General features: G+C 63.2%; 21 protein-coding genes. 3 read left to right on the forward strand and 18 right to left on the reverse strand.

The window, feature by feature from the left end:
- From VCS63_RS21930 to flgB, 15 genes are all read right to left on the reverse strand, one after another.
- The coding region (locus tag VCS63_RS21930; RefSeq protein ID WP_323881026.1) for a Tar ligand binding domain-containing protein at nucleotides 1-1,233 on the reverse strand (1,233 nt) is incomplete at its 3' end.
- 139 nt (nucleotides 1,234-1,372) lie between these two features.
- Entirely contained in the window at nucleotides 1,373-1,840 is a 468-nt protein-coding gene (locus tag VCS63_RS21935) for a hypothetical protein (RefSeq protein ID WP_042793290.1), read from the reverse strand.
- 29 nt (nucleotides 1,841-1,869) lie between these two features.
- Nucleotides 1,870-3,729: a methyl-accepting chemotaxis protein gene (locus tag VCS63_RS21940; RefSeq protein WP_308022016.1), complete on the reverse strand. Its 1,860-nt coding sequence runs from the start codon at nucleotides 3,727-3,729 to the stop codon at nucleotides 1,870-1,872.
- A 96-nt stretch (nucleotides 3,730-3,825) separates the two neighbouring features.
- The gene (locus tag VCS63_RS21945) at nucleotides 3,826-5,703 is read right to left on the reverse strand and encodes a methyl-accepting chemotaxis protein (RefSeq protein WP_308022015.1); all 1,878 of its coding nucleotides are present in this window, start codon (nucleotides 5,701-5,703) and stop codon (nucleotides 3,826-3,828) included.
- A gap of 141 nt (nucleotides 5,704-5,844) precedes the next feature.
- Nucleotides 5,845-7,092: a flagellar hook-associated protein FlgL gene (flgL, locus tag VCS63_RS21950; RefSeq protein WP_175198918.1), complete on the reverse strand. Its 1,248-nt coding sequence runs from the start codon at nucleotides 7,090-7,092 to the stop codon at nucleotides 5,845-5,847.
- 47 nt (nucleotides 7,093-7,139) lie between these two features.
- Entirely contained in the window at nucleotides 7,140-8,807 is a 1,668-nt protein-coding gene (gene flgK, locus VCS63_RS21955; protein ID WP_323881027.1) for a flagellar hook-associated protein FlgK, read from the reverse strand.
- Between the two features lie 73 nt (nucleotides 8,808-8,880).
- On the reverse strand, nucleotides 8,881-9,858 hold the full coding sequence (gene flgJ / locus VCS63_RS21960; RefSeq protein WP_076813044.1) for a flagellar assembly peptidoglycan hydrolase FlgJ: 978 nt from the start codon (nucleotides 9,856-9,858) through the stop codon (nucleotides 8,881-8,883).
- A 5-nt stretch (nucleotides 9,859-9,863) separates the two neighbouring features.
- A complete protein-coding gene (locus tag VCS63_RS21965; RefSeq protein WP_063642533.1) occupies nucleotides 9,864-10,991 on the reverse strand; it encodes a flagellar basal body P-ring protein FlgI in 1,128 nt (375 codons plus the stop codon).
- A 1-nt stretch (nucleotide 10,992) separates the two neighbouring features.
- On the reverse strand, nucleotides 10,993-11,682 hold the full coding sequence (locus VCS63_RS21970) for a flagellar basal body L-ring protein FlgH (protein ID WP_063642534.1): 690 nt from the start codon (nucleotides 11,680-11,682) through the stop codon (nucleotides 10,993-10,995).
- Nucleotides 11,682-12,467, reverse strand: coding sequence for a flagellar basal-body rod protein FlgG (flgG, locus tag VCS63_RS21975; RefSeq protein ID WP_042793282.1), 786 nt, complete (start codon nucleotides 12,465-12,467; stop codon nucleotides 11,682-11,684). Before flgG ends, VCS63_RS21970 begins: the two co-directional genes overlap by 1 nt.
- 66 nt (nucleotides 12,468-12,533) lie before the next feature.
- Complete coding sequence (locus tag VCS63_RS21980) at nucleotides 12,534-13,298, reverse strand: flagellar basal body rod protein FlgF (RefSeq protein WP_323881028.1); 765 nt, start codon at nucleotides 13,296-13,298, stop codon at nucleotides 12,534-12,536.
- A 155-nt stretch (nucleotides 13,299-13,453) separates the two neighbouring features.
- On the reverse strand, nucleotides 13,454-14,938 hold the full coding sequence (locus VCS63_RS21985) for a flagellar hook-basal body complex protein (RefSeq protein ID WP_238913853.1): 1,485 nt from the start codon (nucleotides 14,936-14,938) through the stop codon (nucleotides 13,454-13,456).
- Between the two features lie 74 nt (nucleotides 14,939-15,012).
- A complete protein-coding gene (locus VCS63_RS21990) occupies nucleotides 15,013-15,711 on the reverse strand; it encodes a flagellar hook capping FlgD N-terminal domain-containing protein (protein WP_042793279.1) in 699 nt (232 codons plus the stop codon).
- Nucleotides 15,712-15,731: 20 nt separating this feature from the next.
- Nucleotides 15,732-16,151, reverse strand: a complete 420-nt coding sequence (gene flgC / locus VCS63_RS21995; RefSeq protein ID WP_063642537.1) for a flagellar basal body rod protein FlgC — start codon at nucleotides 16,149-16,151, stop codon at nucleotides 15,732-15,734.
- A gap of 23 nt (nucleotides 16,152-16,174) precedes the next feature.
- Nucleotides 16,175-16,582 carry a flagellar basal body rod protein FlgB gene (flgB, locus tag VCS63_RS22000; RefSeq protein ID WP_042793278.1) on the reverse strand — a complete coding sequence of 136 codons (408 nt, stop codon included), beginning with the start codon at nucleotides 16,580-16,582 and terminating at the stop codon, nucleotides 16,175-16,177.
- A 175-nt stretch (nucleotides 16,583-16,757) separates the two neighbouring features.
- On the opposite strand from flgB, the gene flgA reads away from it, so the two are divergent.
- The 3 genes from flgA to VCS63_RS22015 all read left to right on the forward strand — a co-directional run bounded on the left by flgA (nucleotide 16,758) and on the right by VCS63_RS22015 (nucleotide 18,406).
- Nucleotides 16,758-17,471 (forward strand): flagellar basal body P-ring formation chaperone FlgA, encoded by a 714-nt coding sequence (flgA, locus tag VCS63_RS22005; RefSeq protein ID WP_063642538.1) that lies wholly within the window; start codon nucleotides 16,758-16,760, stop codon nucleotides 17,469-17,471.
- Nucleotides 17,472-17,600: 129 nt separating this feature from the next.
- Nucleotides 17,601-17,894 carry a flagellar biosynthesis anti-sigma factor FlgM gene (gene flgM / locus VCS63_RS22010; protein ID WP_042793276.1) on the forward strand — a complete coding sequence of 98 codons (294 nt, stop codon included), beginning with the start codon at nucleotides 17,601-17,603 and terminating at the stop codon, nucleotides 17,892-17,894.
- A 32-nt stretch (nucleotides 17,895-17,926) separates the two neighbouring features.
- Nucleotides 17,927-18,406 (forward strand): flagella synthesis protein FlgN, encoded by a 480-nt coding sequence (locus tag VCS63_RS22015; protein ID WP_042796978.1) that lies wholly within the window; start codon nucleotides 17,927-17,929, stop codon nucleotides 18,404-18,406.
- 87 nt (nucleotides 18,407-18,493) lie between these two features.
- Here the strand turns inward: VCS63_RS22015 and flhF are convergent, their stop codons facing one another.
- Genes flhF through flhB form a run of 3 tightly spaced genes read right to left on the reverse strand, consistent with a single transcriptional unit; the run spans nucleotide 18,494 to nucleotide 24,486 of the window.
- Nucleotides 18,494-21,211 (reverse strand): flagellar biosynthesis protein FlhF, encoded by a 2,718-nt coding sequence (flhF, locus tag VCS63_RS22020; protein WP_323881029.1) that lies wholly within the window; start codon nucleotides 21,209-21,211, stop codon nucleotides 18,494-18,496.
- Nucleotides 21,208-23,328 carry a flagellar biosynthesis protein FlhA gene (flhA, locus tag VCS63_RS22025; protein ID WP_042793274.1) on the reverse strand — a complete coding sequence of 707 codons (2,121 nt, stop codon included), beginning with the start codon at nucleotides 23,326-23,328 and terminating at the stop codon, nucleotides 21,208-21,210. Before flhA ends, flhF begins: the two co-directional genes overlap by 4 nt.
- 3 nt (nucleotides 23,329-23,331) lie before the next feature.
- A complete protein-coding gene (gene flhB, locus VCS63_RS22030; RefSeq protein WP_042793273.1) occupies nucleotides 23,332-24,486 on the reverse strand; it encodes a flagellar biosynthesis protein FlhB in 1,155 nt (384 codons plus the stop codon).
- Between the last annotated feature and the right edge of the window lie 69 nt (nucleotides 24,487-24,555).

Raw genomic sequence — 24,555 nt, forward strand, 5'->3', positions numbered from 1 at the left:
GTTGGTCTGGAAGGCAATGCCATCGATGACCGACACGATCTCGGAAATCTTGCGCGAGCTGGCGGAAATGCCTTGCATCGTGCTTACCACTTCCGACACTGCCGAGCCGCCACGCTCCGCCACGTCCGAGGCGCTGGCGGCCAGTTGATTGGCCTGGCGGGCATTGTCGGCATTCTGCTTCACCGTGGAAGCCAGCTCTTCCATCGACGCCGCGGTTTCTTCCAACGAGGCGGCCTGCTCTTCGGTACGGCTGGACAGGTCCGTATTGCCTGCGGAAATCTCGCTCGAACCGACGGTGATCTCGTCCACGCCGCGACGCACCGCCGATACGGTGCGCGTCAGGCTCTCCTGCATGCGCTTGAGAGCGGCAAAGAGCTGACCGATTTCGTTGTGCGAACGCACTTCAACGCGGCTGGTCAGGTCTCCGGCGGCAATCTTGTCGAAATGCTGGCCAGCCTCCACCAAGGGGCGCACCACCAGACGACCAAACACCAGACGGGCAAGAATCATCAACAACACCGCCAGGCCGACAGCGACGCCCACCGCCACCATGGCGAGGTTGAAATTGGCTTCAGCTTCGTCAATCGTGGCTTGCTGTTGATCGCCGATGTACTTGCCGAACTCACTGATCGCTTCGATGAATGCGGCGCTTCGCGGCGTGCCGTACTCGTTGTTCACCATGTAGAAGGTGGAATAGTCTTCGCTGCGCAACGCCTCGACCATAGTGTCCACGCCATCATCGATGTACGAGCGATAGCGGCGCACCAGGTTCATCGACAGCTGGCGGCCCGTGTCGTCCTGCAGCATGTTCTTCTGGAAATCGGCGAAGCGGCTACGCACCCCGGTCAGCAGGTCGGTTGCCCCCTTCAGTGCCGCGGCCGCATCCCGGGCCGAGTTCTCCCCGCTGCCCCAGCCGGATTCCTGCAGGTGGCGCGCCGCAACCATCAACGCAACGCGCGCGCGCAGCATGTCGCTATTGATCACCTCGACCTGCTTGGAACGCTCGGTCAGCGCATTGACCTCGCGGATCGACTCATAATTGCTCTGCAGGAAATATGCGGCCAGGCCGCCAACCGCCGCGATCAATACCGCAAAAAACGCCATGACCCACAGCAGCATCGTGCCGACGCGGGCATCGCGCAACCGCAGCTTGCGCTTTACCTTGGGCGCGCGCGCGGCCTTCTTCTTGCCGACCTTGCCGGATTTCGCACCGGATTCGAGACTCGCTTCCATATTATTTCCCCATCCCTCAGGAACTACTTTGACCAAATGAAAAACCACCCGGTGGACATGCCTTGTTACACAGGGCATGCACTCCGGGCGACGTACATCGCGGCGCGCGCCGCGATGCTCCCCGCTGGACTACAGGGCCTTACTTGCCCTGAGGCTGCAACCCGGTCGGTTCACCCGGACCCGGAATGTAGATGGTCTGCACCTCGGGCGCCGCTGCGGGCGGCACCCACTCCTGACGCATGTCAGGAGCAGGCGCGGGTCCCAGCAGCTTCTGGCGTTCCCAGGGTTCCAGCAAGATATTGGTGCTATCGACGAGGCGCAGCAGACGGCCGTCCTGGCCGAACTGCAACAGCGCTTCCTTGCGGCTGTACAAGCCGTCGGCGACGAAAGTGATTTTGTAGGCCCAGAGCGCGAGGGTCGTGCCGTCGGTCTGCTTATAGAGTTTGTCGGGCGGCGCGGTGAGCGCGCGCGAAGCCTCTTCCAGCGTCGTCTGCCCCGGAGTCAGCGTCGACAGCTTGTCCGGGTCGAAGTTGTGCCCCGCCGCCGTGCAGGCGGCCAAAAGCACCGCAATCGCGGCCGCAGCCAGAAGATGTATATAACCTCGCATACCCTACCCATTTACCGGCCAGGCCGGTGTCAGAAAGATTCCCAATCGTCATCCGAGGGCGCAGCCCTGCGGCTGGATGCCGCGGCAGGCTTGATCTCCGGCGTGGCCGCGGCACGCACCGCAGGACGGCGCAGCGGTCTTGCCGCGGTCGCGCCTTCGGCCGATGCCGGCTTGGCACGCGTGGAGTGCGTCAAACGTACGGCGGGCGCGGCCTTTGCATCCGCAGAGGGCGCTTCCGGCTGCGCGGCGGGCGTCGCCGGAGCCATCGGAGCGGCCACGCGCGGCGCGGGGCGCCGGCCAGCAAGTTGATGTGCGGGGACTTCGATCACTTCACCCGCGTTGATCTTGAACACCGCCACCGCTTCGGCCAGGCGTTCCGCCTGTTCCTGCAGGGAGCCGGCAGCCGCAGCCGCTTCTTCCACCAACGCCGCGTTCTGCTGTGTTACCTCGTCCATCTGCGACACGGCACGGTTGACCTGATCGATGCCGCTGGACTGCTCTTCGGACGCAGCCGAAATCTCGCCCATGATGTCCGTCACGCGCTTCACCGATGCCACGATCTCCTGCATGGTGGCCCCGGCACGCTCGACCTGCTGCGAGCCCGCCCCGACCTTGGCAACGGAGTCCTCGATCAGGCCCTTGATTTCCTTGGCCGCCTGCGCGCTGCGCTGCGCCAGCGAGCGAACTTCGCCCGCCACCACCGCAAAACCCTTGCCCTGCTCACCCGCGCGCGCCGCTTCCACCGCGGCATTGAGCGCCAGGATGTTGGTCTGGAATGCAATGCCGTCGATGACCGAGACAATCTCGGAAATCTTGCGCGAGCTGGCCGATATCTCCTGCATCGTATCGACCACTTCGGACACTGCCGAACCGCCACGCTCGGCCACGTCCGACGCGCTGGCCGCCAGCTGATTGGCCTGGCGGGCGTTGTCGGCATTCTGCTTTACCGTGGAGGCCAGCTGTTCCATCGATGCCGCCGTCTCTTCCAGCGAAGCCGCTTGCTCTTCCGTGCGGCTGGACAAATCCGTGTTGCCCGCAGAGATCTCGCGCGAGCCCACGTTGATTTCGTCCACGCCGCGACGCACCGCCGATACGGTGCGCGTCAGGCTTTCCTGCATGCGTTTGACCGCCGCCATCAGCGTGCCGATTTCGTTGGTGGAGCTCACCTCGACGCGGACGGTCAGGTCGCCGCCGGCAATCTTGTCGAAACTCTCGCTGACCGCGCGCAAGGGACGCAGGACCACGCGATTCATGAACAGGAACGCTGCCAGCCACACCGCGACGATCACCACCGCCAGCACGGCATATACGACCGCCATTGTGGCCGCCTGCGAACGGGCAGACGACACCATCTCTTCGCTATAGGAGGTAATACCCTGTGCGAACTCGGTCAGTTGTTTGGAAAATGCACCGCTTGCGGCACCGGCCCGCGTGTTCTTCAGGTCCAGGTAGGCAGCCGAATCGCCCTTGTCCAGCGCGGACATCATGGCTTGCAGCGCATCGGCAAAGCCATTGAAAGACGAAATAAGGTCGCCTTCCGTGGTCTTGCCCAGCGCCGTGGTCTTCGGAATGGCCTTGAAGGTTTCCATCTTCTTCTTGGCGTCGGCAACCAGTTGCTGCACCGTGCGCGTGTTCTCGCTGGCGCCGCTGGCGTCACCAGTGGCGCGTTGCGCAGCGGCAATGTCAGCGCGTATGGTGGCGCGCAGCATCTGCGTATACGCGTCCTTGATCAGGGTGGCCTGCTGGACGCTCAGAGTGTCCAAAGCGTTGATCGCCTCGGCATTGGACCGCATGCTGTTCCACCCGAGGACGATGGCGACAAGCGCCGCCAGCGCCACAGCCAACTGAGCGAGCATCAAGCCCGTGCGCACCTTCAGATTGCTAAACATTTCTATTTTTTCCGGTAGTCGTCCTGGCGGTATTCATGTGGCCAAGCCGTAAATAGGGGTAGCTTTACTGCTGTGCTGCGCTGACGGATCACTCCGTCAGAAAGACTCCCAATCGTCGTCCGACGGCGGTGACCGTCGGCTCGCCGGCGGTGCCGCAGGTGCGGCGTCCGTGGCGCGAGCGGGTCGGCTGGCCGACCGGCGTAGCGGACGAACCGTGGTCGCCGCTGCCGCCGCGGGTTTGGGGCGGGCAACTTGCGTCAGGCGTGGGGCGGGCGCTGCCTGTGCAGCGGATTCCGCCGGCTTCGGCGATTCCGGCTTCGCGGCTTCGGCTGGCGCTTGGCCAGCCGCCGTGGCAGACGGGGCCGGCATACGCGGTGCGCTGCGTTGGGCCGCCAGTTGCTGCGCCGAAACCTCGATGACTTCGCCCGCATTGATCTTGAATACGGAGACGGCCTCCGCCAGGCGTTGCGCCTGCTCCTGCAGGGAACCAGCAGCCGCGGCCGCCTCTTCCACCAGCGCCGCGTTCTGCTGCGTCACTTCATCCATCTGCGACACGGCACGGTTGACCTGATCAATGCCGCTGGACTGCTCCTCGGACGCGGCCGAGATCTCGCCCATGATGTCCGTCACCCGCTTCACCGAGGCCACGATTTCCTGCATGGTTGCGCCAGCGCGCTCGACCTGTTGCGAACCCGCGCCCACCTTGGTGACGGAATCCTCGATCAGCCCCTTGATTTCCTTGGCCGCCTGGGCGCTGCGCTGTGCCAGCGAGCGGACCTCGCCCGCCACCACCGCAAAGCCCTTGCCCTGCTCGCCCGCGCGCGCCGCTTCCACCGCGGCATTGAGCGCCAGGATGTTGGTCTGGAAGGCAATGCCATCGATGACCGACACGATCTCGGAAATCTTGCGCGAGCTGGCAGATATTTCCTGCATGGTGCTCACCACTTCCGACACCGCCGAACCACCGCGCTCGGCCACATCCGACGCGCTGGCCGCCAACTGGTTGGCCTGGCGGGCGTTGTCGGCATTCTGCTTCACCGTCGAGGCCAACTGCTCCATCGACGCAGCAGTTTCTTCCAACGAAGCAGCCTGCTGCTCGGTGCGGCTGGACAAATCGGTGTTGCCCGCGGATATCTCGCGCGAGCCCACATTGATCTCGTCCACGCCACGGCGCACCAGCGCCACAGTGCGAGTCAGGCTTTCCTGCATGCGTTTGATCGCGCCAAACAATTGACCGATTTCGTTGGTGCTACGTACCTCGATGCGACCAGTGAAATCGCCGCCGGCAATTTTCTCAAAGTGATCCCCCGCTTCACGCAGCGGCCGCAGCACGGTCCGGCTGATGAAAAGCCAGCACCCGAGCGCCAGGGCCAGGGCGATCGCCAGCATCACGATGGTGACGGTGCGTGAAACGCCGTGGGCCGCTTCGGCCTGCACGACCAGTTCGTCAGTGCTGGAATCTATGTGCGCGAGCACGCCGCCTACGGCCTCACGCAGCGCCGTATTTGCAGCGCTGCCAGCATCGTTCAGATCCAGGTATTCCTGTACGGCCATGGTCGACAAGGCCGCTGCCTGACGCCGGACTACGTCGTCGAACTGTTTGTAGGCGCCTTCCAGCTTTTGGTTCAACGCCTCGGACCCTTCCAGACGCGGAGCTTTGCGGTATGCGTCCAGGGCCTTGGCGCCTTCCTGCATCAAGCCTTCAGCGCGTTTGGCCTGCGAGGTCGCCTGTTCGGTCTTTCCTTGCTGCAGGTCCATCAGAGACGTCGCCAATAGCAAGCGGCCGCGCAGGAACAGGATATAGGCGCGGTTCAACTGCGATGCTTGCGTGGAGTAGGCATCGTTGACCCGTTCCAGCTTTTCATTGCTCGAGTTCAGCCCCATCCATGCAACACCGTTGGATATGAACATGGCGCCCGTAAAGAGCAGCAACACCAAGACTAGACAGGTGCGGACTTTCAAGTTGACAAGCATGGAATACCTGAACGTTAAGCGATATGAAACGACTATTTCCTACCCTGCACGCACACACGGACGCCCCGGCTCCTGGCCAGCAGCGTCCGCAACGGCGCAACTATCCGCACCCAATGGCGCGTTTTTGAACTTGCCGAACGACTACTTACGGCTGAAAAGACTCGATCCCTGAATGGTCATGAAAGCTGCCGAAGCCGCTTGCAACGCAACCTGGCGCAGCGCAAGCTGGCTGGCGCCCTGGTAGTAATCCAGATCTTCCAGATCCGACAGCGACTTGGAATACGACAGCCCCTTTTGCGTACCGGTAGCGTCCAAGGCGTCCAATTCGTTCATGCGGGCGCCGACCGAGGCTTGCACCGTCAGCACGTTGTCGTAGGTGTTCGCCAACTTTTTGTTGGCGGTGGCGAGAGCATTATTCAATTTTGCAGTCGCCACCGGATCGCCACTGCTGGGGGCTTCTAAGGCAGCGATAACATTGTCCAGCGTGGCGAACACATCCATATCGATGTTCTGAACGCTCTCAACATTGATCACGTCGCCGCCTTGAGGAGCTCCCTTGATGGCCACTGATACGCCGCTGCCCAAATCGATCGTGGCGCCATCGGCATAAGCCGTTGCTGGCGCTCCGGCAGCCGGTACGGTCGCACTGGAACCATCAGGATTCGTGGTAGTAACTCGATATCCGATCGCTCCGGTGGTCGCATCGGTTTCAAACTGCACCGCGAATTTCTTACCCGTGTTAGTCGAGCCCGGGGTCACGGATGCCGAGCCGAATTCGGCTGTTCCGGTGTTGCCGCTGCCAGCAGAGGTAACAAATGCCTGCGAACCCGGGTTGGCGCGGCCGAAGATATCCTTCCCCAAATCGCTCGTCGAAAGCTGCCGGCTCTGATCAACCTGGATGGTACGTTCGCCGACGGAATTGCTATAGATGATCTTGCCTGATGCATCCTTGGAATACGGCATCACGCTGCCGTCATTGCCCGAGAACAGATACTGGCCATTGCCGTCGGTCGTGTTTGCCAGACCCAGCAATGCATCGCGCGTACTCTTCAGTGCCGTGGATAGTGTCTGGCGGTCGCTGTCAGACAACACCCCGCCAGCTTGGACGATGCGGGTCCGCGCTTCCTGCAAGGCATTCGTCACTGCGGTCAGCGTATTGCTTTCCTGGCCCAGATTCGTATTGGCCGTCTGGCGATTCATGCCATACGTGCTGTTCATGCTCTGCGTCTGCGCCACGCTGATAGCTTGCGCCGCCGCCAAGGGGTCGTCCGCCGGGCTCAGGTTCTTGCGCCCGCTGCCGACCTGTTCGACCAGGCGGTTCATGTCGGATTCCTGAGAGAGAACGCCTTTCAGGCCGTTCGAGTACATCATTGAGGTGCTCAGGCGCATGGTGAAGCTCCGATATTTTCTTTATTGGTCACGATTCAATAATCCGATCAGCCGCGCAGGCCCAGCAGCGTGTCGAACATGGTGCTGGCCACATCAATGATGCGGGCGCTGGCCTGGTACTGCTCCTGGTACAGCGACAAGCTGACGTACTCTTCGTTCAGGTTGACGCCCGAAACGGCCTGCTGGGCTGCCAGTTTCTGCGTGATCAGATTGGCCTGCGCGGTGGCCGCGGACTTGAGTTGCTGCGTCTGAACGCCTACCGTGTTTACTACCTGCCCGAACATGTCGTTCACGCTCATCGTGCCGTTGCCCAGCACCTTGCTGTTCTGCAGCTGCGCCAGCTTGAGCGCGTTCTTGCCGTTGGCGTCGCCACCTTCCAAATCGGCCGCCGCCACCTTGTACGGATCGCTGATCAACACGGTCAGGTCGCGCGCAGCATCACGTGTGGGCGCCAGCGACCATTTGTCGCCGGCCTGGGGCGGCGCGCTGATGGTCAGGGTCACGCCCATTTCGCTATCAAGATTCAGGGTGCCCGGCGTCCCGGTGGCCGGACCGTTATAGACCTGCGAACCTTCGGGCATGCGCAGCACGCGGTAGTTCGTGCCGTCGAACGAGACTTCGTATTCTTTGGCGTTGATATTGTTTAGGTTCGTGAACTCGCCTGTGAGCGTCGCGTTGCTCTTGTTCTGGGCATTGGGCACGCCTTGAGGCGACCCGATGCCGAAGAAATCGGTGCCCGGATTGCCGTTCTGGTCCAGGCCTTGCTTGTGCTGCTCGTTGAAAGACAGCGCCAGACCGACGGCCATCTGGCCCAATTGGCTTTGCATCACGTCCAGCGACGAGGAGCGGAACTGCAACAGGCCACCCAGCGAACCGCCAGTGACTTCCGCATCATTCAATTCCACCGCGACCGTCTTGCCCGAACCCGCGGGCAGCGTATAGGCAATGGCCGTGCGGCCAGCATCCTTGGCGGACGCAACTGCCTGCAGCGGATAGATGGTATTGCCCGACAGCAGCGCCTGGCCGCCGTTGGCGAGCGAAATATTGATCTTGTCGCCCTGCTCGTAGGTGGTGATGCCTACCAGCTGGTTCAGCTCCATGACCGCCTGGTCGCGCTGATCAAGCAAATCGTTCGGGGGGCTGCCACCCGCCTTGCGCGTTGCCAGCGAGATCTGCTGATTCAGGTCGTCGATCCGGGACAGGTAGCTGTTGACCTGCTCAACCGTCGTGGTGATCTGCGTGTTCAGGCCGATGCGCTGATTCTGCATTTCCGTGTAGGCGGAGCGAATCTGGGTAGCAAGGCTGTTGGCCTTGCCCAGCAGATCCTGGCGCGCTGCGGGGTCGGCGGGCTTGCTAGCCACCGCATTCATGCTGGTGAAGAAGTTGGTCAGGCCCGGGGCAATGCCCACCGTGCGATCCGCGAACAGGTTGTTGATCGCCGAAACCTGGTCGTACTGCGTCTGGAGTTGAGCGCCGCTGCCTTGCGCACCGACCAGTTGCTTGTACAGGAAACTGTCGTAGCTGCGCACGACCGTGTCGACCTGCACGCCACGACCAATGTAGCCGTTGCTGGTAGCCTGAGCGCCAGCCGTGGAAACCATGACGCGCTGGCGGTTGTAACCGACCGTGGTGGCATTGTTGATATTGTGGCTGGTGGTGGCCAGCCCTGCCTGAGCGGCGTTCAGCCCGCCCAGCGCCAATTTATACATATTCATGCTGACAATGCCCCGTATTTAACCGCAACTGATATACCTGGATACTCCATTAACGGCAGGAGATAGTCCGAATTTAGAGTCCTTCCAACATCTGGCGAGAAATTTCCACGTTGGACGCCGCCCCGCGCAATTGGCTCATGACGCCGATCAGTTTCTGCGCATACTTGGGGTCCGTCGCATAGCCGGCGTCCTGGATCCTGCGCGCCGCCTCGATCTCGTTGCGGGCTTGCGTGACAGCTTCGTAGCGCGGGCTGTTGCCGATCAGGCGCGCATAGTCGGCGAAGGATTCCTCATAGGATGCATAGGCCCGGAACGGTTGCGTCACCTTTTTCGCGACACCGTCCTCGTACTCGGTGGTAAGGACGTTGACGACCCTGCCCTTCCAGCTGGCCCCAGCCTTGATGCCGAACAGGTTGTAGCTGGTGCTGCCGTCCTCATGTTTGATCTCGCGTTTGCCCCAACCCGATTCCAATGCCGCCTGGCCCATGATCAGGCGCGCGGGCACGCCGCTTTGTTGCGATGCCAGATTGGCAGCGCGCGACATCTTGGATACGAACGCGACGACATGATCCGGTGCGCCTTCCGCCGCGGCCAAAGCCCGGCTTTGGGCGCTGTTATTGCGCATCACGTTCAACAATGCAGAGACTTCACGCGAGCCGGCCGAACGGAAATCAAGATCCGCGCCCTCGCCTAGACGCTTGACCGTGTCTGCCCCGAGATCGCCCGGCTTGCCTTGCTGCATCTGCGCCAAAATGGCGCCGGACAGCCCAATGCCAGGCGATGCAAGATGCAGCGCAAGTTGCTCGTCCGCCATGGATTGCAGCATCTGCGTCTGTTGCGAATCGAACAACCCTTCTTTGGGCGTGGCCTCGCGCATGCGCTTGACCATCATCTGCAGGAACAGGGCCTCGAACTGCTTAGCCACCTGCTTCTGCTGCTCGGTACCTTCGGGGTCCTTCTTGACGTCGCGTTTCAGATCCGACAGGCGACCCATGTCAAAGACCGAATCCTGGCGGCTGGCGCCCCGCGCCGCATCATTGGTGTACGCCATGGCCGTCAGATGATTTCCAATTCGGCGCGCAACGCGCCGGCGGTCTTCATGGCCTGGAGGATCGCCAATAGATCCTGCGGCGTCGCACCCAGGGCGTTCAGGCCCTTGACCACATCGGCCAGATTGGCGCTGGTACTCACCCGCTGCAAAGACCCGTTATCCTGGCGCACCTCGATCTGGGTATTGGGCACCACCACCGTCTGCCCTTCCGTGAAAGGCGTGTCAGGCTGCGACACCTGGTTCTGGCGGTTGATGATGACCGAAAGGTTGCCGTGCGCCACGGCCGCTTCTTCGATCATGACCGTGCGATTCATGACCACCGATCCGGTGCGCGCATTGATGATGACCTTGGCCACCGTGGGCGCACGCGCCACCTGCAGGTCTTCCACTTGCGACAGGAAGCGCGCCTGCGAGGCCTGTTCCATGGGCGTGCGCACCTGCACCACCCGGCCGTCCAACGCGGTCGCGGTGCCTTGGCCAAACTTGCGATTCAGCGCCGCGACGACATTCTGCGCGGTGCCGAAATCCGTGTTGTTCAGTTCCACATAAATGTAGCCATCGCGCGAGAACGTCGTGGGCACACCGCGCTCCACGATGGCGCCCGCACTGATGCGACCGCCGTTCAACTGGTTGATCTGCACACTGGAACCGCCGGCCGAAGCGCCTGCACCGCCCACCAGAATATTGCCCTGGGCGATGGCGTACACCTGGCTGTCGGCCCCCTTGAGCGGCGTCATCAGCAGCGTGCCGCCGCGCAGGCTCTTGGCGTTGCCCATGGAAGACACGACCACGTCCAGCGTCTGGCCCGGGCGAGCGAATGCCGGCAAGGTGGTGGTGACCATGACGGCCGCCACGTTCTTCAGCTGCATATTGCTGCCCGCCGGCACCGTGATACCCAGTTGCGACAGCATATTGGTCAAGCTTTGCTGCGTGAACGGCGTCTGGCGCACTTGGTCGCCGCTACCGTCCAGGCCGACGACCAGCCCATAGCCGATCAGTTGGTTGCCCCGCACGCCCTGGATCGATGCCAGGTCCTTGAGCCGCTCGGCCTGAGCAGCCCCGGCGGCGCCCAGCAGGCTGGCGGCGACGCAGACGCGTGCCAACATACGAAAGAGGAAAGCGGAGTGTTTCATTTCAGAAGGGCGAAGCGATCAGGAAGAAGCGTTGCAGCCAGCCCATGGTCTGGACTTCGTCCATGACGCCTTTGCTGCGGTATTCGATGCGCGCGTCGGCCACCTGCGTCGACGACACGGTATTCGTGCCGGTGATCGAGCGCGGATCCACCACCCCGGAAAAGCGCACGAACTCGCTGCCTCGGTTGATGGCTATCTGCTTTTCGCCCGCGACCTGCAGATTGCCGTTGGACATCACCCCTACCACCGTGGTGGTGATGGTGCCAGTGAAGGCGTTGTTTGCGGTGCTGTCGCCCTTGCCCTGGGACACATTGCCGCCTTTGGCGTCGGTGTTCAGGTTGGCGTTGGCCCAGCTGTCCATGAAGGACGGCGCCGCAGCGATGCCCAGACTGGCGCTGCCGCTGCGATTGGTGTTCGTTGCGACGTTCTTCGAGGCGTTCGTCTTCTCGTTCAGGACGATGGTGACGATGTCTCCCACGTTGCGCGGACGGCGGTCCTCGAACAACGGATAGTTGCCGTAGGTGGTCGGCTGATAGATTGAGCCCGTGGGCTGCGCCATGGGCGTGGGCGGAGGCGGCGGCGCAGCCGTGGTCGGCCCGGTCACGATGGGCTCGGGCGGGATCATGGCGCAACCGGCCACCAGCAAAGCCAGTGCCGTACTCGATACCAGGCGCAGGACAGACATGGACATCACAGTTGGGTCAGGCGGGCCAGCATTTCGTCCGAAGTCTTGACGGCCTTGCTGTTCATTTCGTACGCGCGTTGAGTCGTGATCATGTTGACCAGCTCTTCCGCGACGTTGACGTTGGAGGTTTCCACATAGTTCTGCATGATGGAGCCCGCGCCGTCCACGCCCGGCTGGAGCAGGTTCGCAGGACCGGAAGCGTCGGTTTCCAGATACAGGTTTTCGCCTACGCTCTGCAGGCCCGTCGGGTTGATGAACGTGGCGATCTGCAATTGGCCGATCTGCACGTTAATGCCGGCGGCGCCCGGCTGCGTCACCGAGACCATGCCGTCCTTGCCGATCGTGATGGTCAGCGCGTTGTCGGGGATGTTCATGGGCGGCTGGATCACGTAGCCGCTGACCGTCGTCAACTGGCCGTTCTGGTCGCGCTGCAACGCGCCATCGCGCGTGTATGCCTGGGTACCATCCGGCAGCTCGACCTGCAGGAAACCGCGGCCGTTGATGGCGATGTCCATCTCGCTGCCGGTGTTGTTCAGGTTGCCCGTGGTGTGGATCCGTTCGGTGGCGGCAACACGTGCGCCGGTACCAAGTTGCAGGCCGGACGGCAGTTGGGTGGCATCACCCACCTGCGCGCCAGGCTGGCGCAGCGTCTGATACATCAGGTCCTGGAACACGGCCCGGCCACGCTTGAAGCCGTTGGTGGAAACGTTGGCCAAGTTGTTCGAAATCACGTCCATGGAGGTTTGCTGCCCCTCCAGACCTGTCTTGGCGATCCACAGCGAACGCATCATGATGAAATACTCCTGGTGGCGCGGCCCGGCCGCGCGCGAAAAATTGATCTAGGTTCAGTTGCCGTATCAGGCGCTTACCGACAGGATGCCGTTGGCGCGTTCGGCATTGCGGTCCGACTGCTGGATCACCTGCATCTGCTGCTCGAAGCGGCGCGCGTTGGCGATCATGCCGACCATCGCCGCCATCGGATTGGTATTGCTGCTCTCCAACACACCCGACAACAGCCGCAGGCCGGGGTCAGCAGGGGCCGGAGGCGCCGGCTGGCCATTGACCGGCGCCAGGCGGAATACACCGTCGTCGCCATGCACCAGTTGCTCGTTGGGCGGGCTGGCCAGCTTGATCCGGCCCAGGTTCAGGATGTTGTTCGGCGCATCTCCGGCACCGATGGCGGTAATGGTGCCATCCGACGTGATCGTCAGCGCGGCTTGATCCGGCACATCGATGGGACCGCCTTGATCCGACAGCACCGGCTGGCCCAGCGACGTCTGCAGCAGGCCATTGATCCCGACCTGCAGGCTGCCCGCCCGTGTGTACGCCTCGCCTTGCGGAGTCTGAACGGCGATCCAGCCGCGTTCGCTGGACAGCGCCACGTCCAGATCCCGGCCCGTGGTCTGCATATTGCCCATCTGGAAGCTGTTGCGAGGCGTGGACGCCACCGTCGAAACACGCGTGGGCAGACTCACTCCGTCCGTGACCGGTACCGAGCGGTACAACGCGATCTGCTCGCGAAAGCCCGGCGTGTTCACGTTGGCCATGTTGTTGCTCAACGCGGCCTGATGCTCCGTGATGCGTGCCGCGCCGTTCATCGCGGTGTAGATAATCCGATCCATTTCCTATCCTGTCGCCATCGTCGTCGAACATGCACCCAATGCACCCAAGCCAACGCTCCCACAGGAGCGAGGCGCCGCGGATCCGGCTTCGCCGGTCCGCCAGCGCGCCCCCTCGAGGGGGAAGCGCCAAGGGCGCTTCGGGGGTGGGTTCACCCCTATTTCAGGTTCATCAGGACTTGCATGATTTCGTCCTGGGTCTTGATGGTCTGCGAATTGGCCTGATAGGTGCGCTGGGCGATGATCATATTGACCAGCTCCTTGCTCATGTCGACGTTGGACGCCTCCGTCGCCTGGCCAACGACCTTCGACATGCCGTTGCTGCCCGGCTGCCCCAGGATGGGCTGGCCCGAGGCCGAGGTTTCGGTCCAGGCGTTGTTGCCCACGGGTTGCAGGCCCTGCAGGTTGGAGAAGTCCGCCAACACGATGGTGCCCACGACCTGGGTCTGGCCATTGGTATAGCTGGCCACCAGGCTGCCGTCACCGCCAATATTGATGCCGCTGAACTCGCCAGAGCTATAGCCGTCGGGCTTCGCCACCAACTTGTATGCGCTGCCGTACTGCGTAGTGCCGGTGTAGTTCATCGCGATACTGATGGGATCGGCCGGGGTGGTGGTACCACCGGGATTGTCGAATTCAAGTGTCACAACAGGAGCGCTGGTCAGCGTGCCCGCTTTGTTAAACGTAAACTGAGCCGTTGTGGACCACGTACCTGCGGCATCGACGCTGCTGGGACGCATGGGTTCGCCATCAATCGTGTAGTACACATCATAGGCACTGTTTCCCGCAGCGTCGGCCGGACGCTTCACGAAGTACTGCATGACCTGGTGGGAATTACCCAGCGAGTCGAACACAGTCATGGGCGAAGCATTCGTATAGGTCGTACTCAACTTGGGGTCAAACGGCCGACCCGGCTCGATGACGGCAGCCGTATAGTCCTTGTAACCAGGCATCTTCGACAGATCACCGGCGGTCACAACACCGCCAGCACCCACGGTAATGCTATTGCCACCTTCGGTAATGACTCCGGGTGCCGGCGGCTGGCCCGTCGTCAGATTGACGAGCATCGCCTGACCCGCGCCATTGCGACTAAATTCATACGCCACACCGCCCATAGTGACCGTCCCCGGCACGGGATCAGCCGTCTGCGTATCTGTCAAATAAACGACCTTGGCGTTAGCATCCAGGTTAGCCACGGTGGTCCCCGAAGAAGTCGCCTGGGGCGCCACGTTGGCCATCGGCAGTTGCAACTCAACCGGGTTCGCGCCGATCGCGCCGGCCGGATAGCCCGTCAGGCGATAGCCCTGCGCGTTGACGATGAAATTGTTCTTGTCGACCAGGAACTCGCCATTACGGGTGTACATCACGGCACCGCTCTGGTCAGTGACGCGGAACATGCCCTTGGCGCCGTCGATCGCGATGTCGTATTCGCCGCCTCCACCATTCACCGTACCCACGGAGAAACGCTGGCTGATGGCGGCTACTTTCACGCCCAGGCCCACGCGCGAGCTGGCGTAGACGTCGGCGAACGAAGCGGTCGACGACTTGAAGCCGACGGTGCCGGAGTTGGCGATGTTGTTGCCGATGACGTCGAGGTTCTGCGCCGCGGCATTCAAGCCGCTCAATCCTTGTCCGAAACCCATGTTTTTTCTCGCTAATCTTTAACTAGGGAAGCCGCCGCGCCTGCGCCGGCACCGATACATTGCGTACGCCCGCCTCAGGCGCCGATCACCTTGCGCACGTCCAGCATGCTGGTCTGGCCTTCCAGGCCCAGATCCAGTCGCAGGCCGTCGGTCGAGTAGGCCACGCTCTTGACCATGCCGTAGCTCAATACTTCCGCGTTCACCTTCTTGCCATCGGCGTCGGTGGCCAGCACCGAGACGGTGTAGGCGCCCGGCTCCAGCGCGACTCCGTTGTCGTTCTTGCCGTCCCAATCCAGCGTGTAAACGCCCGTCTTCTGATCCACCGTTTCAATCGTGCGCACAACCGCGCCGTTTGCGTCGGAAATGCGGATCTGGACCTTCTGCGCATCGCCCTGCAGATCCAGGCCGTAGGGAGTGACCACGCGCGCCGCGGGATCGTCGGCGTCCACCCCGACCTTGATCTTCGAACCCGGAATGAGGACACCCTTGCCAATCATGGAGACGGCGTTCATCGACTGGGACACATCGATCTGCCCGCTGATGGCGAGCATCGTGTTCTTCAGGTTGGTGATGCCTTCGACCGTGGAGATCTGCGCCAGCTGCGAGGTCAGCTCGGCGTTCTGCATCGGGTTCAGGGGATCCTGGTTCTGTAGCTGAGTCACCAGCAGTTTCAGGAACTGGTCCTGAAGGCCTTGCGCCGTGCTGCTGCTGTTTGCGCCGGTCTGGGCCAGGCCCAGGCCAGTCTTGCTGGTCGATTGATCGATAGTGGTCATGGATTCACGAGCTCGGGAAATTAGGACTGGCCGATGGTCAGCGTCTTTTGCATCAACGCCTTGGCGGTGTTGAGCACTTCGACATTCGCCTGGTATGAACGCGACGCCGCGATCATGTTCACCGTTTCGGCGACGGGATCGACGTTGGGCATGCTGACGTAGCCCTGGGCATCGGCCAGCGGATGCTGCGGGTCGTAGACCTGCTTCAAAGGCGATTGGTCTTCAATCACGCCAGCCACGCGCACACCACCGATCTCCTGGCCGGGGGCCTGTCCGACCGGCGGATTCACCTGGAACACGACCTGGCGGGCGCGATAGGGCTGGCCGTCGGGGCCGACCACGCTGTCGGCGTTGGCCATGTTGCTGGCCGCCACGTTCATGCGCTGCGATTGCGCGCTGAGCGCCGAACCGGCGATATCAAAAATGCTCAACAAGGACATTGCCTGCCGCTCCGTTTAGAAAATCAGTCCTGAATTGCGGCCATCATGGTCCGGATGCGGCCAGACAGCATCTGCATCGTGCTTTGGTAATGCAGGGTGTTATCCGCGAATTGCACGCGCTCGATATCCATATCCACCGTGTTGCCGTCCAGGCTGGGCTGGTAAGGCAGGCGATAGAGGAGCTCCGTCGGCCCCTGCGACACGGCCTTGGCCGGGATGTGGCGGGTGGAGGTCAAGGTGAGCGAGGTATCGGGCAGGCGCTTGCTGCCTTCCATGGCGGTAGCCATGGCCGTCTTGAAATCGAAGTCTCGCGCCTTGTAGTTGGGGGTGTCGGCGTTGGCGATGTTCGACGACAGCACTTCCTGGCGTTGCGCGCGCAGTCCCAGGGACTGCTGGAAGAACCGGAAATCTTCGTTAAGCCTGTCTAGCATCGTGGTGCCTTGGTGCGTTGCAATTCGGAAAGCAAGGGACGCCGGACAGACCGTTATCCCATTGGATGACGGCATCATAGGGGCCGGGGGCTAAACCCAAACAGCCAAATAACCCGTTATTTCTCATCCAATTCACGTATTGCCGAATGGAGCAGACTCCTACAATTCACCCATCATGAAAATCTCCGCTAGACGACTCCGTGCGCGCGCAGCCTGCCTGACAGCCCTGTTGCTGCCCCTGGCTGCCGCACAGGGGCAGGAAGCTGCCACCCAAGCTCCAGAGGCAATCGCCCTGGCCGCGCAGACTTACCTGCTCGACCAGTTGGCCGGCTTGCCCGGACAGCCGTCGATCGCCATCGACCCGCCCCGGGTCGAGCGCCTGGCACCTTGCGACGCCATGTCCCCATTTATGCCCTCAGGCATGAAACTGCGCTCGCGCATGACGGTGGGCGTGCGATGCAACGCCCCCAGACCCTGGACGACCTACGTACAGGCGACCGTGAGCGTGCCGGGCTACTACTATGTCGCGACCCGCATGATCGCCGCTGGCCAGGCCCTGACGCCTGATGATCTGACGCCCCGTGACGGCGACCTGGTCGCCTTGCCTCCGGGCGCGGTAACCGATCCGCAAATGGTGGTCGGCATGACGGCGGCACACAGAATCAATGCGGGACAACCGGTAAGGGGATCCTCGCTGCGCAATGCGCAATCCGTCGTACGCGGCGCCAATGTCCGCATCAATGCGCGCGGCAATGGCTTTGTGGTCAGCAGCGAAGGCCAGGCGCTCGAGAATGCGGCGCCCGGCGCCACCGTGCAAGTACGGACGGCGGGCGGTCAGGTCGTCAGCGGCGTGGTGCGTAATGCCAGCCTCGTGGAAATACAGCTGTAACCGCTGTTACATGTCGTATTGCACCCTTGCGCCGCTCTCCCCTAAAGTTCCGACCGGACCTGTCGTTACAGAGGCATAAGTAGGCGAATCCGTCGCACAACCGACCCAGGACGCCCTGCGGAGATAATCTTGAAGATCAATTCCACCACCAACCGCCCCCTATCGGCCGACGCCGTAGCGCCTCGCGCTGACGCCGCGGTTGCTCAGGCTTATGGCGCCGGCAGCGCCAGCGGCTCCAGCAGCTCGCAGGTGGCGCTGAGCTCGGCATCACGCAAGATGCTCGCGCTGCAGGACGGCTCCAATGACATCAACGTCGAACGTGTTGCCGCCATTCGTGCGGCAATCGCCTCGGGTCAGCTCAAGATCGACACCGGCCGCATCGCCGACAGCCTGATCGCCAGCGCCCGCGACCTGCTGAAGTAACCCCGCAACATTCCGATCCGAGCAGCATGACCATGAGCACTGTCGATTCCCTGCAATCCTGCATGCGTCAGGAAGACGCCCTGATCACCGAGTTCTCTTCCATCCTGGAAGAAGAGACCGAGGTGCTGGTGGGCCTGGGAAGCGTCGGCACGCTGCAGGAAATCACGGAACGCAAGGGGGACATTGCCCGCAAGCTGGTGGATCTGAGCCAGGTCCGCGACTCCTTGCTTGCCGAAATCGGTTTGCCCGCTGGCCATACCGGCACCGAACAAGCAGCTGTACTGCATCCGCAGCTGTCCGGCGTCTGGCAGGCCCTGCTGAGCAAATCGGCATCCGCCAATGAAATCAATATGCGCAACGGCGCACTGATCGACGTGCACCTGCGCTACACGCAGCAATCGCTGGACGCCCTGCGTAGTATGGGCGCAGCCGGAGGCGCCCTGTCCACTTACGACGCTCGCGGCCGCGGCGCACGCAGCGCCCCGGGCCGCAAGCCCATCGTGGCCGGCTGAAGGCCGGAACCCGGGGCTGGCGCCCTACGGGAACCCAAGCAACAAGCTCCCGCGATCGGCACCTCGCCCATCCGTCAAAGCTTGCGGTCAAGCTCCCGTCATTTCCAGCATCGCATACATCTTCAACAAGGCCACCGGCAACATGCGGCCGGACAGCTTGCGCTCGGTGCCCATGACGCCTGACAAGGGCCCTCTCAGGATCTGCGCCGCGGACGTGTGCGCCAGCTGCCAGCATGCGGCGCCCATCTGGCCCGCCATCAGCGATTGACGCGCCAGCGCATGGGCGCCGTCCACGGCCGGCAAGGCTTGCCAAGCGTTCGCCATGTAGCGGAAGCCGGCCTTGGCCTCTTCCTGCAAGACCAACCAGCGCGCCACGGTGGCGGCATCCGCCTGGGAAGCAGGCAGATTCGTCAGGCCGAACAGCTGTCCGGACACCTCGCCGCTGACCGTGTCGATCAGGCGCGCGCAGACCAGCCGCACAGGTTCATTCCCGCCCTTCCCTCGCAGCGTCACCTCGGTACCCGAGGCCCACAGCGCCAGGGGCACACGCTTGCCACCCTGCACGCTATGCAATCCCGGCATGTCGCCGGGTTGACCAACGGGAAGGTAGCCCACGCTCTTGCCGACCGCATTCAGATTGGTCGGGCAATCGTCCTGGACCACCCGCAGGCTTCCGGCACTACGTGCCACCCATGCAACACCTTGCTCGCTCAAGGGTTGCCACAAGGCCGGCGTGCCCGCATCCAGCATGTGTACGACCGGCACTCGCGCCAGCTTTTCAGTCAGCCAAGCCACACGCGTGTGCAGCGCAAACGCGGGATCCGGCTGGGCCGGCGCCGTCGGCGCGAATGCGGACAGCATGCCGTGCGGCAGAACCAGTTGCTGCGCAGGCGCGGCCAGCGCCGTACCGCGATCGCTCATCAGCAGCGTGCCCAGCAACGCTCCGCCGGGCAGGCCGTCTCCGTTCATGGCCGCCTTGCCATGCATGGCAAGCAGATGGCGTCCGCAAACGGAAGAGAACTCGCGGCGCGCCATTGCAAGTGGCTCGTCGCCCAGCCCAACCAGGCTGGAACCCGAACTATCGCCGACGTAGTCGCGCCAGGACGCCCGCGCCTGCACGCATGCGGGATCGCTTTCCAGCCAGGCAATGGCATCGTCCAGGTTTTGCGCGGCTTCCACCGAGCTTGCGCCGCCCTGCGGGCGCAGGATGGCCGAAGCCAACAACTGCCGCTTGCGGGCGGGATCGACGTTCTCGGATTCGCGCGAAGCGGGCATCAGCGACGCCAAGTCGGCTTCGCTGGGGGTATAGAGGGCGCGGGCGCGCTCTACCATCGAGAAAGCGCGGTCGATCAGCACGTCGGCGCGAGCCAGCTCCATGTGTTCGGGCACTTTCTGCCCTACTGACATATAGTGAATCGGCAAGCGATGGCGGATTGCGGTGTCCAGCGCCGCGCCCAAACGGGTGGCCTCGTCGAGCTTGGTAATGATGCAGCCAGCCACGTCCTCGCCCACGCCGTTGCGGTAGGCGTGCGCGACTTCATCCAGCGTATCGCCCTGGCTCGCGGCATTCAGCACCAGCAGCCGGCGGACCGGCTTGCCTGCGTTGCACAGCATCGCCGCTTGTTCCGCCACCTGGCGGTCGCGCTGGCTGATGCCGGTGGTGTCGATCAGCACGATCTTGCGGCTGCCCAATTCGGAAAGGATACGTCGAAGTTCGCCGGCATCGCGCACCGAATGAGCAGGCACGCCCATCAGGCGACCGTAGATCTGCAACTGCTCCAACGCCCCGATCCGGAAGTTGTCGGTAGTCAGCATCGCGACCTGGTCGCGGCCCTCGCGCGCCACGCAGCGCGCGGCCAGCTTGGCCAGCGTGGTCGTCTTGCCCACACCGGTCGGACCAACCAGCGCGTACACCCCGCCCGCCAGAAATTCATCTTCGGACCGCAGCACAGGCAGGTGAGTTACCAACTCATTGCGCGCCCAGCTGATCGCTGCTTCCGGCGTCATTCCTTCCGGCAGGCGTTCAACCAGCGTGCGTACCAGCTTCGTGCTGAATCCCGCATCCATCAGGCTACGGAACAGCGCCGCGCCTGCAGGCTCCCGTCCAGGTCCCTGGCGCCCCCCCCAAAGCAGGCCGTCCATGCGGCTTTCCAATGCACCGCGCAGCGCACTGATGGCGTCCTGCAAGCCGGCTGCGGCATCCGAGGGCAAGGCGGCGGACGGCGCCATCGGCGGCTGTCTCAGCGGAGCATCCGGCGTGCGGGCCATGGAAGGCACGGGTGATGGCTGAGAGCCCGCAGGCACCGCCGCCGACGTGGCCGCCTGCAGCACTGGCGCTTCGCGCAGCGGCGGCAAGGAAGGCAACTCGACGCGCACAGGTGCGGCGGGCGACGGCACAGCGGCTGCCGGCGGCGCTTGAGGCGCCTCGCCTTCCTCTTGCATGGACGAGGCGTAGGCGGTCTGGTAAGCCGCGATCGACCGCGACGGCGCCGGATAGGCGCCCTGCGGCAAGGCAGGCGCCGGCATCGGCGGGCGCGCCGCGGAATCCAATGCATCGAAGCGCATGCCGGCCGGCGAGCCGGCAGGCATCTGCGGGCGAGTATCAGTCGGCCGGGAATATCCAGCTTCCTGGCGCGGCGCCGCCTCCTGAGCGGCCTCGTCAAAAGCCCCCTCGACGGTGGCCAACACCTCCACGCCGCCATCGACGCTGCGGTTTGACACGATCAACGCGTCCGGCCCCAACACCTGCCGGACCTGGCGCATCACATCACGGCTGTTCGCGCCAAAAAAACGGCTTATTTTCATGCCCCGTTACCTCCGCCGATCAGCGCGGTCACACGCACCATGCGCTCATCGGGAATTTCCGTATTCGACAACACGCCCAACTGCGGCAAATGATGCCGCAGGAAGCGCGACAAAGGCGCGCGCAAGACCGGCGAAACCAGCAGCACCGGCGCGTTGCCTTGCGATTCCTGGCGTTCGACAGCCGCTTGAGTTTCGCGCAGCAAGGTATCCGCGAGCCCTGGCTCCAGGCCGCCGCTGGTCGTCATCGCCTGGGACAACACGCGCTCCAGCTTCACATCCAGGCCGATCACCCGCAGCTCGCCCTCGCCCGGGAACCATTGCTGCGTGATCGCGCGGCCCAGCGAACGGCGCGTCAGGGCGATCAGTTCGTTGATATCGGGCTGACTGCCCGAACCGGCGGCAAGCGCGGCCAGGCGCGGGCCGTGTTCGGACAAGGTATCGATGATGGTGCGCATGTCGCGGATCGGCACTTCTTCCGACAGCAGGCCTTGCAACACCTTCTGCAACGCCGTAAGCGACAGCGTCTTCGGTACCAGATCCTCGACCAGCTTGGGCGCATCGCGGCCAATACGGTCCAGCAGTTGCTGAACTTCCTGGCGGCCAAGCAGGTTGGAGCCATGGCGGTGCATCAGGTGATTCAAATGCGTTGCGACCACGGTGCCGGCATCCACCACCGTATAGCCCGCCACTTGCGCCTGGTCGCGCAGGCTGCCGTCGATCCAGAGCGCGGGCAAGCCAAAGGCGGGATCCGTAGTGGGCGTGCCCTTGATCTGCATGGTCACGCCGCCCGGGTCAATGGCCAGCCACTGACCCGGCATCGCCACGCCATGGCCGACTTCCACGCCGGACAAGAGGATACGGTAGTCGTTCGGCTTGAGTTCGAGGTTGTCCCGGATATGCACGACCGGGGGAAGAAAGCCCACGTCCTGCGCGAATTTCTTGCGCAGGCTGCGGATGCGATGCAGCAGCTCGCCGTTTTGCGCATGGTCCACCAGCGGGATCAGGCGGTAACCCACCTCGAGGCCCAGCTGGTCGACCATGGACACGTCGTCCCAACTGGCCTCGGCCGCGGCAGCCTGTGCCTGGGTAATGGCTTGCGGCGGCACTTCCGCTGCGGCCGCCGCCGCGGCCGACTGCCGTTTGTGCAACATCCAGCCTCCCCAGCCCAGCGCACCGGCCAGTGTGAGGAAGGCGACGTGCGGCATATTGGGAATCAGACCCATGATGCCGACGATGCCAGCAGTCAGGAACAGCACGCTGGGATTCGAGAACAACTGGCTGAGAATCTGCTGGCCAATGTCCTGGTCCGTCGACACGCGCGACACCACCACGCCGGCGGCGGTGGAGATCACCAGCGCGGGAATCTGCGCCACCAGGCCGTCACCGATCGTAAGCAGCGTATAGACGCGCGCCGAGTCGCTCATCGACATATCGTGCTGGGCCACGCCGACGATCAGGCCGCCGATGATGTTGATCGCCATGATGAGCAGGCCCGCGATGGCGTCTCCGCGCACGAACTTGCTGGCGCCGTCCATCGAGCCGAAGAAATCGGATTCCTGCGAGACTTCCGCGCGGCGCTTGCGTGCCTCATCCTCGCCAATCAGGCCGGCGTTCAGGTCCGCGTCGATTGCCATCTGCTTGCCTGGCATTGCATCCAGGGTAAAGCGCGCGCCCACCTCCGCAATACGGCCTGCGCCCTTGGTGATGACGATGAAGTTGATGATCGTCAGGATCACGAAGACGATGATCCCCACAGCGAAATTGCCGCCGACCAGAAAGTGGCCGAAGGCTTCAATGACCTTGCCCGCCGCATCCGGCCCAGTGTGGCCGTGAAGCAGCACGACGCGGGTAGAAGCGACGTTCAGCGACAGGCGCAGCAGCGTGGCAAACAACAGCACGGCCGGAAACGCGGCGAAATCCAGCGGTTTGCGCGTGAACATGGCGACCAGCAGGATCATCACGGACAACGCAATGTTGAAAGTGAACAGCAGGTCGAGCAGGAACGTGGGCAGGGGCAACACCATCATGCCCAGCACCATCACGATCAGGATGGGTCCTGCCAGAAGCCGCGCATGCGTGGCCCCGCTACTCTTCAACATGGTGAGCAAAGCGCTCATTCCTTAAGCTCCTTGTGCTGCGGTTTTGGCTTGCGGGTCCAGTTCGGCCGGCACGGCCAAGCGGGTCGGGGCCGTCGGTTCGGCGCCCCAACCGGCTCGCCAGGAGCGCAGCTGGAAGACCCACGCCAGCACTTCTGCCACCGCGGTATAGAGTTCGGCCGGGATTTCCTGCCCCAGCTCCACGTGTTGATGCAATGCGCGCGCCAGGGGCGGCGCTTCCAATGTCGGGATGCGGTTCTCGGCCGCCAGTTCGCGGATTTTGGCGGCGATCAGGCCTGTGCCCTTGGCCAGCACGCGCGGCGCTCCGCTCTTTTCCTCGTCGTACTTCAGGGCGACGGCATAGTGCGTGGGGTTGGTCACCACGACGTCCGCCTTGGGCACTTCGGCCATCATCCGGCGCCGCGCCGCCTGCCGCTGCTGCTGCCGGATGCGCGCCTTCACGTGCGGGTCGCCTTCGCTTTCCTTGTGCTCCTGGCGCACGTCTTCCTTGGACATGCGCAACTTCTTCAGATGGCTCCAGATCTGCCATGGCACGTCGAGCATGACGATGATCATCAGGGAGGCCACGATAAAGGCGCAGCACAGCGCCACCAGCGTCATCGCCTTGATCAGGGCCGCCGAAGGCGCCACGTGCATCAGGCTCAGCATATCGTCGTGATAACGCCAGATGACCCAGACTGCCACACCCCCGACCAGCATCGCCTTGGCCAGCGCCTTGATCAGTTCCACCACCGTCTGTGACGAGAACATCCGTTTCAGGCCGGACACCGGACTGAGCTTGGAAAAATTGAACTGCAGCGGCTTGCCCGAAATGACGATGCCGCCCAGCAGCACGCTGGAGAGCACCGCAATGACGGCCAGCAAGCCGAAGATCGGCATAAGGACCAGCAAGGCCTCGCCGAACCCCTCGACCGCCCGCTCGACCATCACCCCGGGATCGGCGACGATACGCTGGTCGAAACCCAGACCGTTGCGCAATACGCCGCTAAGGGTCCGGTAAAGCGACCCGCCGCCGACCCAGATCGCGCCCACGCCCGCAGCCAGCATCATGAACGTTCCCAACTCCCGGGAACGCGCAATCTGCCCCTCCTCGCGCGCCTTTTCCAGGCGCCTGGGAGAGGCGGCTTCGGTTTTTTCGAGGTCGCTTTCTTCGGCCATGCTCTGCGGTGTTGTCGCGGCTCGCTGATTTCTGGATTGACGAGCTGCCCGCCGAGATTCTAGGGGTAC

It is taken from the genome of Achromobacter sp. D10 (assembly GCF_035282245.1).
GTDB classification, from domain to species: Bacteria; Pseudomonadota; Gammaproteobacteria; order Burkholderiales; family Burkholderiaceae_B; genus Achromobacter; species Achromobacter insolitus.

Bases quoted from the DNA above. Each gene is read 5' to 3' on its own strand.
- flgJ (WP_076813044.1), bottom strand. From the start codon at position 9,858: ATGGCGTACACCAATGATGCGGCGCGGGGCGCCAGCCGCCAGGATTCG.
- flgC (WP_063642537.1), bottom strand. From the start codon at position 16,151: ATGTCCTTGTTGAGCATTTTTGATATCGCCGGTTCGGCGCTCAGCGCG.
- VCS63_RS21940 (WP_308022016.1), bottom strand. From the start codon at position 3,729: ATGTTTAGCAATCTGAAGGTGCGCACGGGCTTGATGCTCGCTCAGTTG.
- flgG (WP_042793282.1), bottom strand. From the start codon at position 12,467: ATGATGCGTTCGCTGTGGATCGCCAAGACAGGTCTGGAGGGGCAGCAA.
- flgK (WP_323881027.1), bottom strand. From the start codon at position 8,807: ATGAATATGTATAAATTGGCGCTGGGCGGGCTGAACGCCGCTCAGGCA.
- VCS63_RS21945 (WP_308022015.1), bottom strand. From the start codon at position 5,703: ATGCTTGTCAACTTGAAAGTCCGCACCTGTCTAGTCTTGGTGTTGCTG.
- flgL (WP_175198918.1), bottom strand. From the start codon at position 7,092: ATGCGCCTGAGCACCTCAATGATGTACTCGAACGGCCTGAAAGGCGTT.
- flgB (WP_042793278.1), bottom strand. From the start codon at position 16,582: ATGCTAGACAGGCTTAACGAAGATTTCCGGTTCTTCCAGCAGTCCCTG.
- flhB (WP_042793273.1), bottom strand. From the start codon at position 24,486: ATGGCCGAAGAAAGCGACCTCGAAAAAACCGAAGCCGCCTCTCCCAGG.
- VCS63_RS21985 (WP_238913853.1), bottom strand. From the start codon at position 14,938: ATGGGTTTCGGACAAGGATTGAGCGGCTTGAATGCCGCGGCGCAGAAC.
- VCS63_RS21965 (WP_063642533.1), bottom strand. From the start codon at position 10,991: ATGAAACACTCCGCTTTCCTCTTTCGTATGTTGGCACGCGTCTGCGTC.
- VCS63_RS21970 (WP_063642534.1), bottom strand. From the start codon at position 11,682: ATGTCCATGTCTGTCCTGCGCCTGGTATCGAGTACGGCACTGGCTTTG.
- VCS63_RS21980 (WP_323881028.1), bottom strand. From the start codon at position 13,298: ATGGATCGGATTATCTACACCGCGATGAACGGCGCGGCACGCATCACG.
- flhF (WP_323881029.1), bottom strand. From the start codon at position 21,211: ATGAAAATAAGCCGTTTTTTTGGCGCGAACAGCCGTGATGTGATGCGC.
- flgA (WP_063642538.1), top strand. From the start codon at position 16,758: ATGAAAATCTCCGCTAGACGACTCCGTGCGCGCGCAGCCTGCCTGACA.
- VCS63_RS22015 (WP_042796978.1), top strand. From the start codon at position 17,927: ATGAGCACTGTCGATTCCCTGCAATCCTGCATGCGTCAGGAAGACGCC.
- VCS63_RS21990 (WP_042793279.1), bottom strand. From the start codon at position 15,711: ATGACCACTATCGATCAATCGACCAGCAAGACTGGCCTGGGCCTGGCC.
- VCS63_RS21935 (WP_042793290.1), bottom strand. From the start codon at position 1,840: ATGCGAGGTTATATACATCTTCTGGCTGCGGCCGCGATTGCGGTGCTT.
- flhA (WP_042793274.1), bottom strand. From the start codon at position 23,328: ATGAGCGCTTTGCTCACCATGTTGAAGAGTAGCGGGGCCACGCATGCG.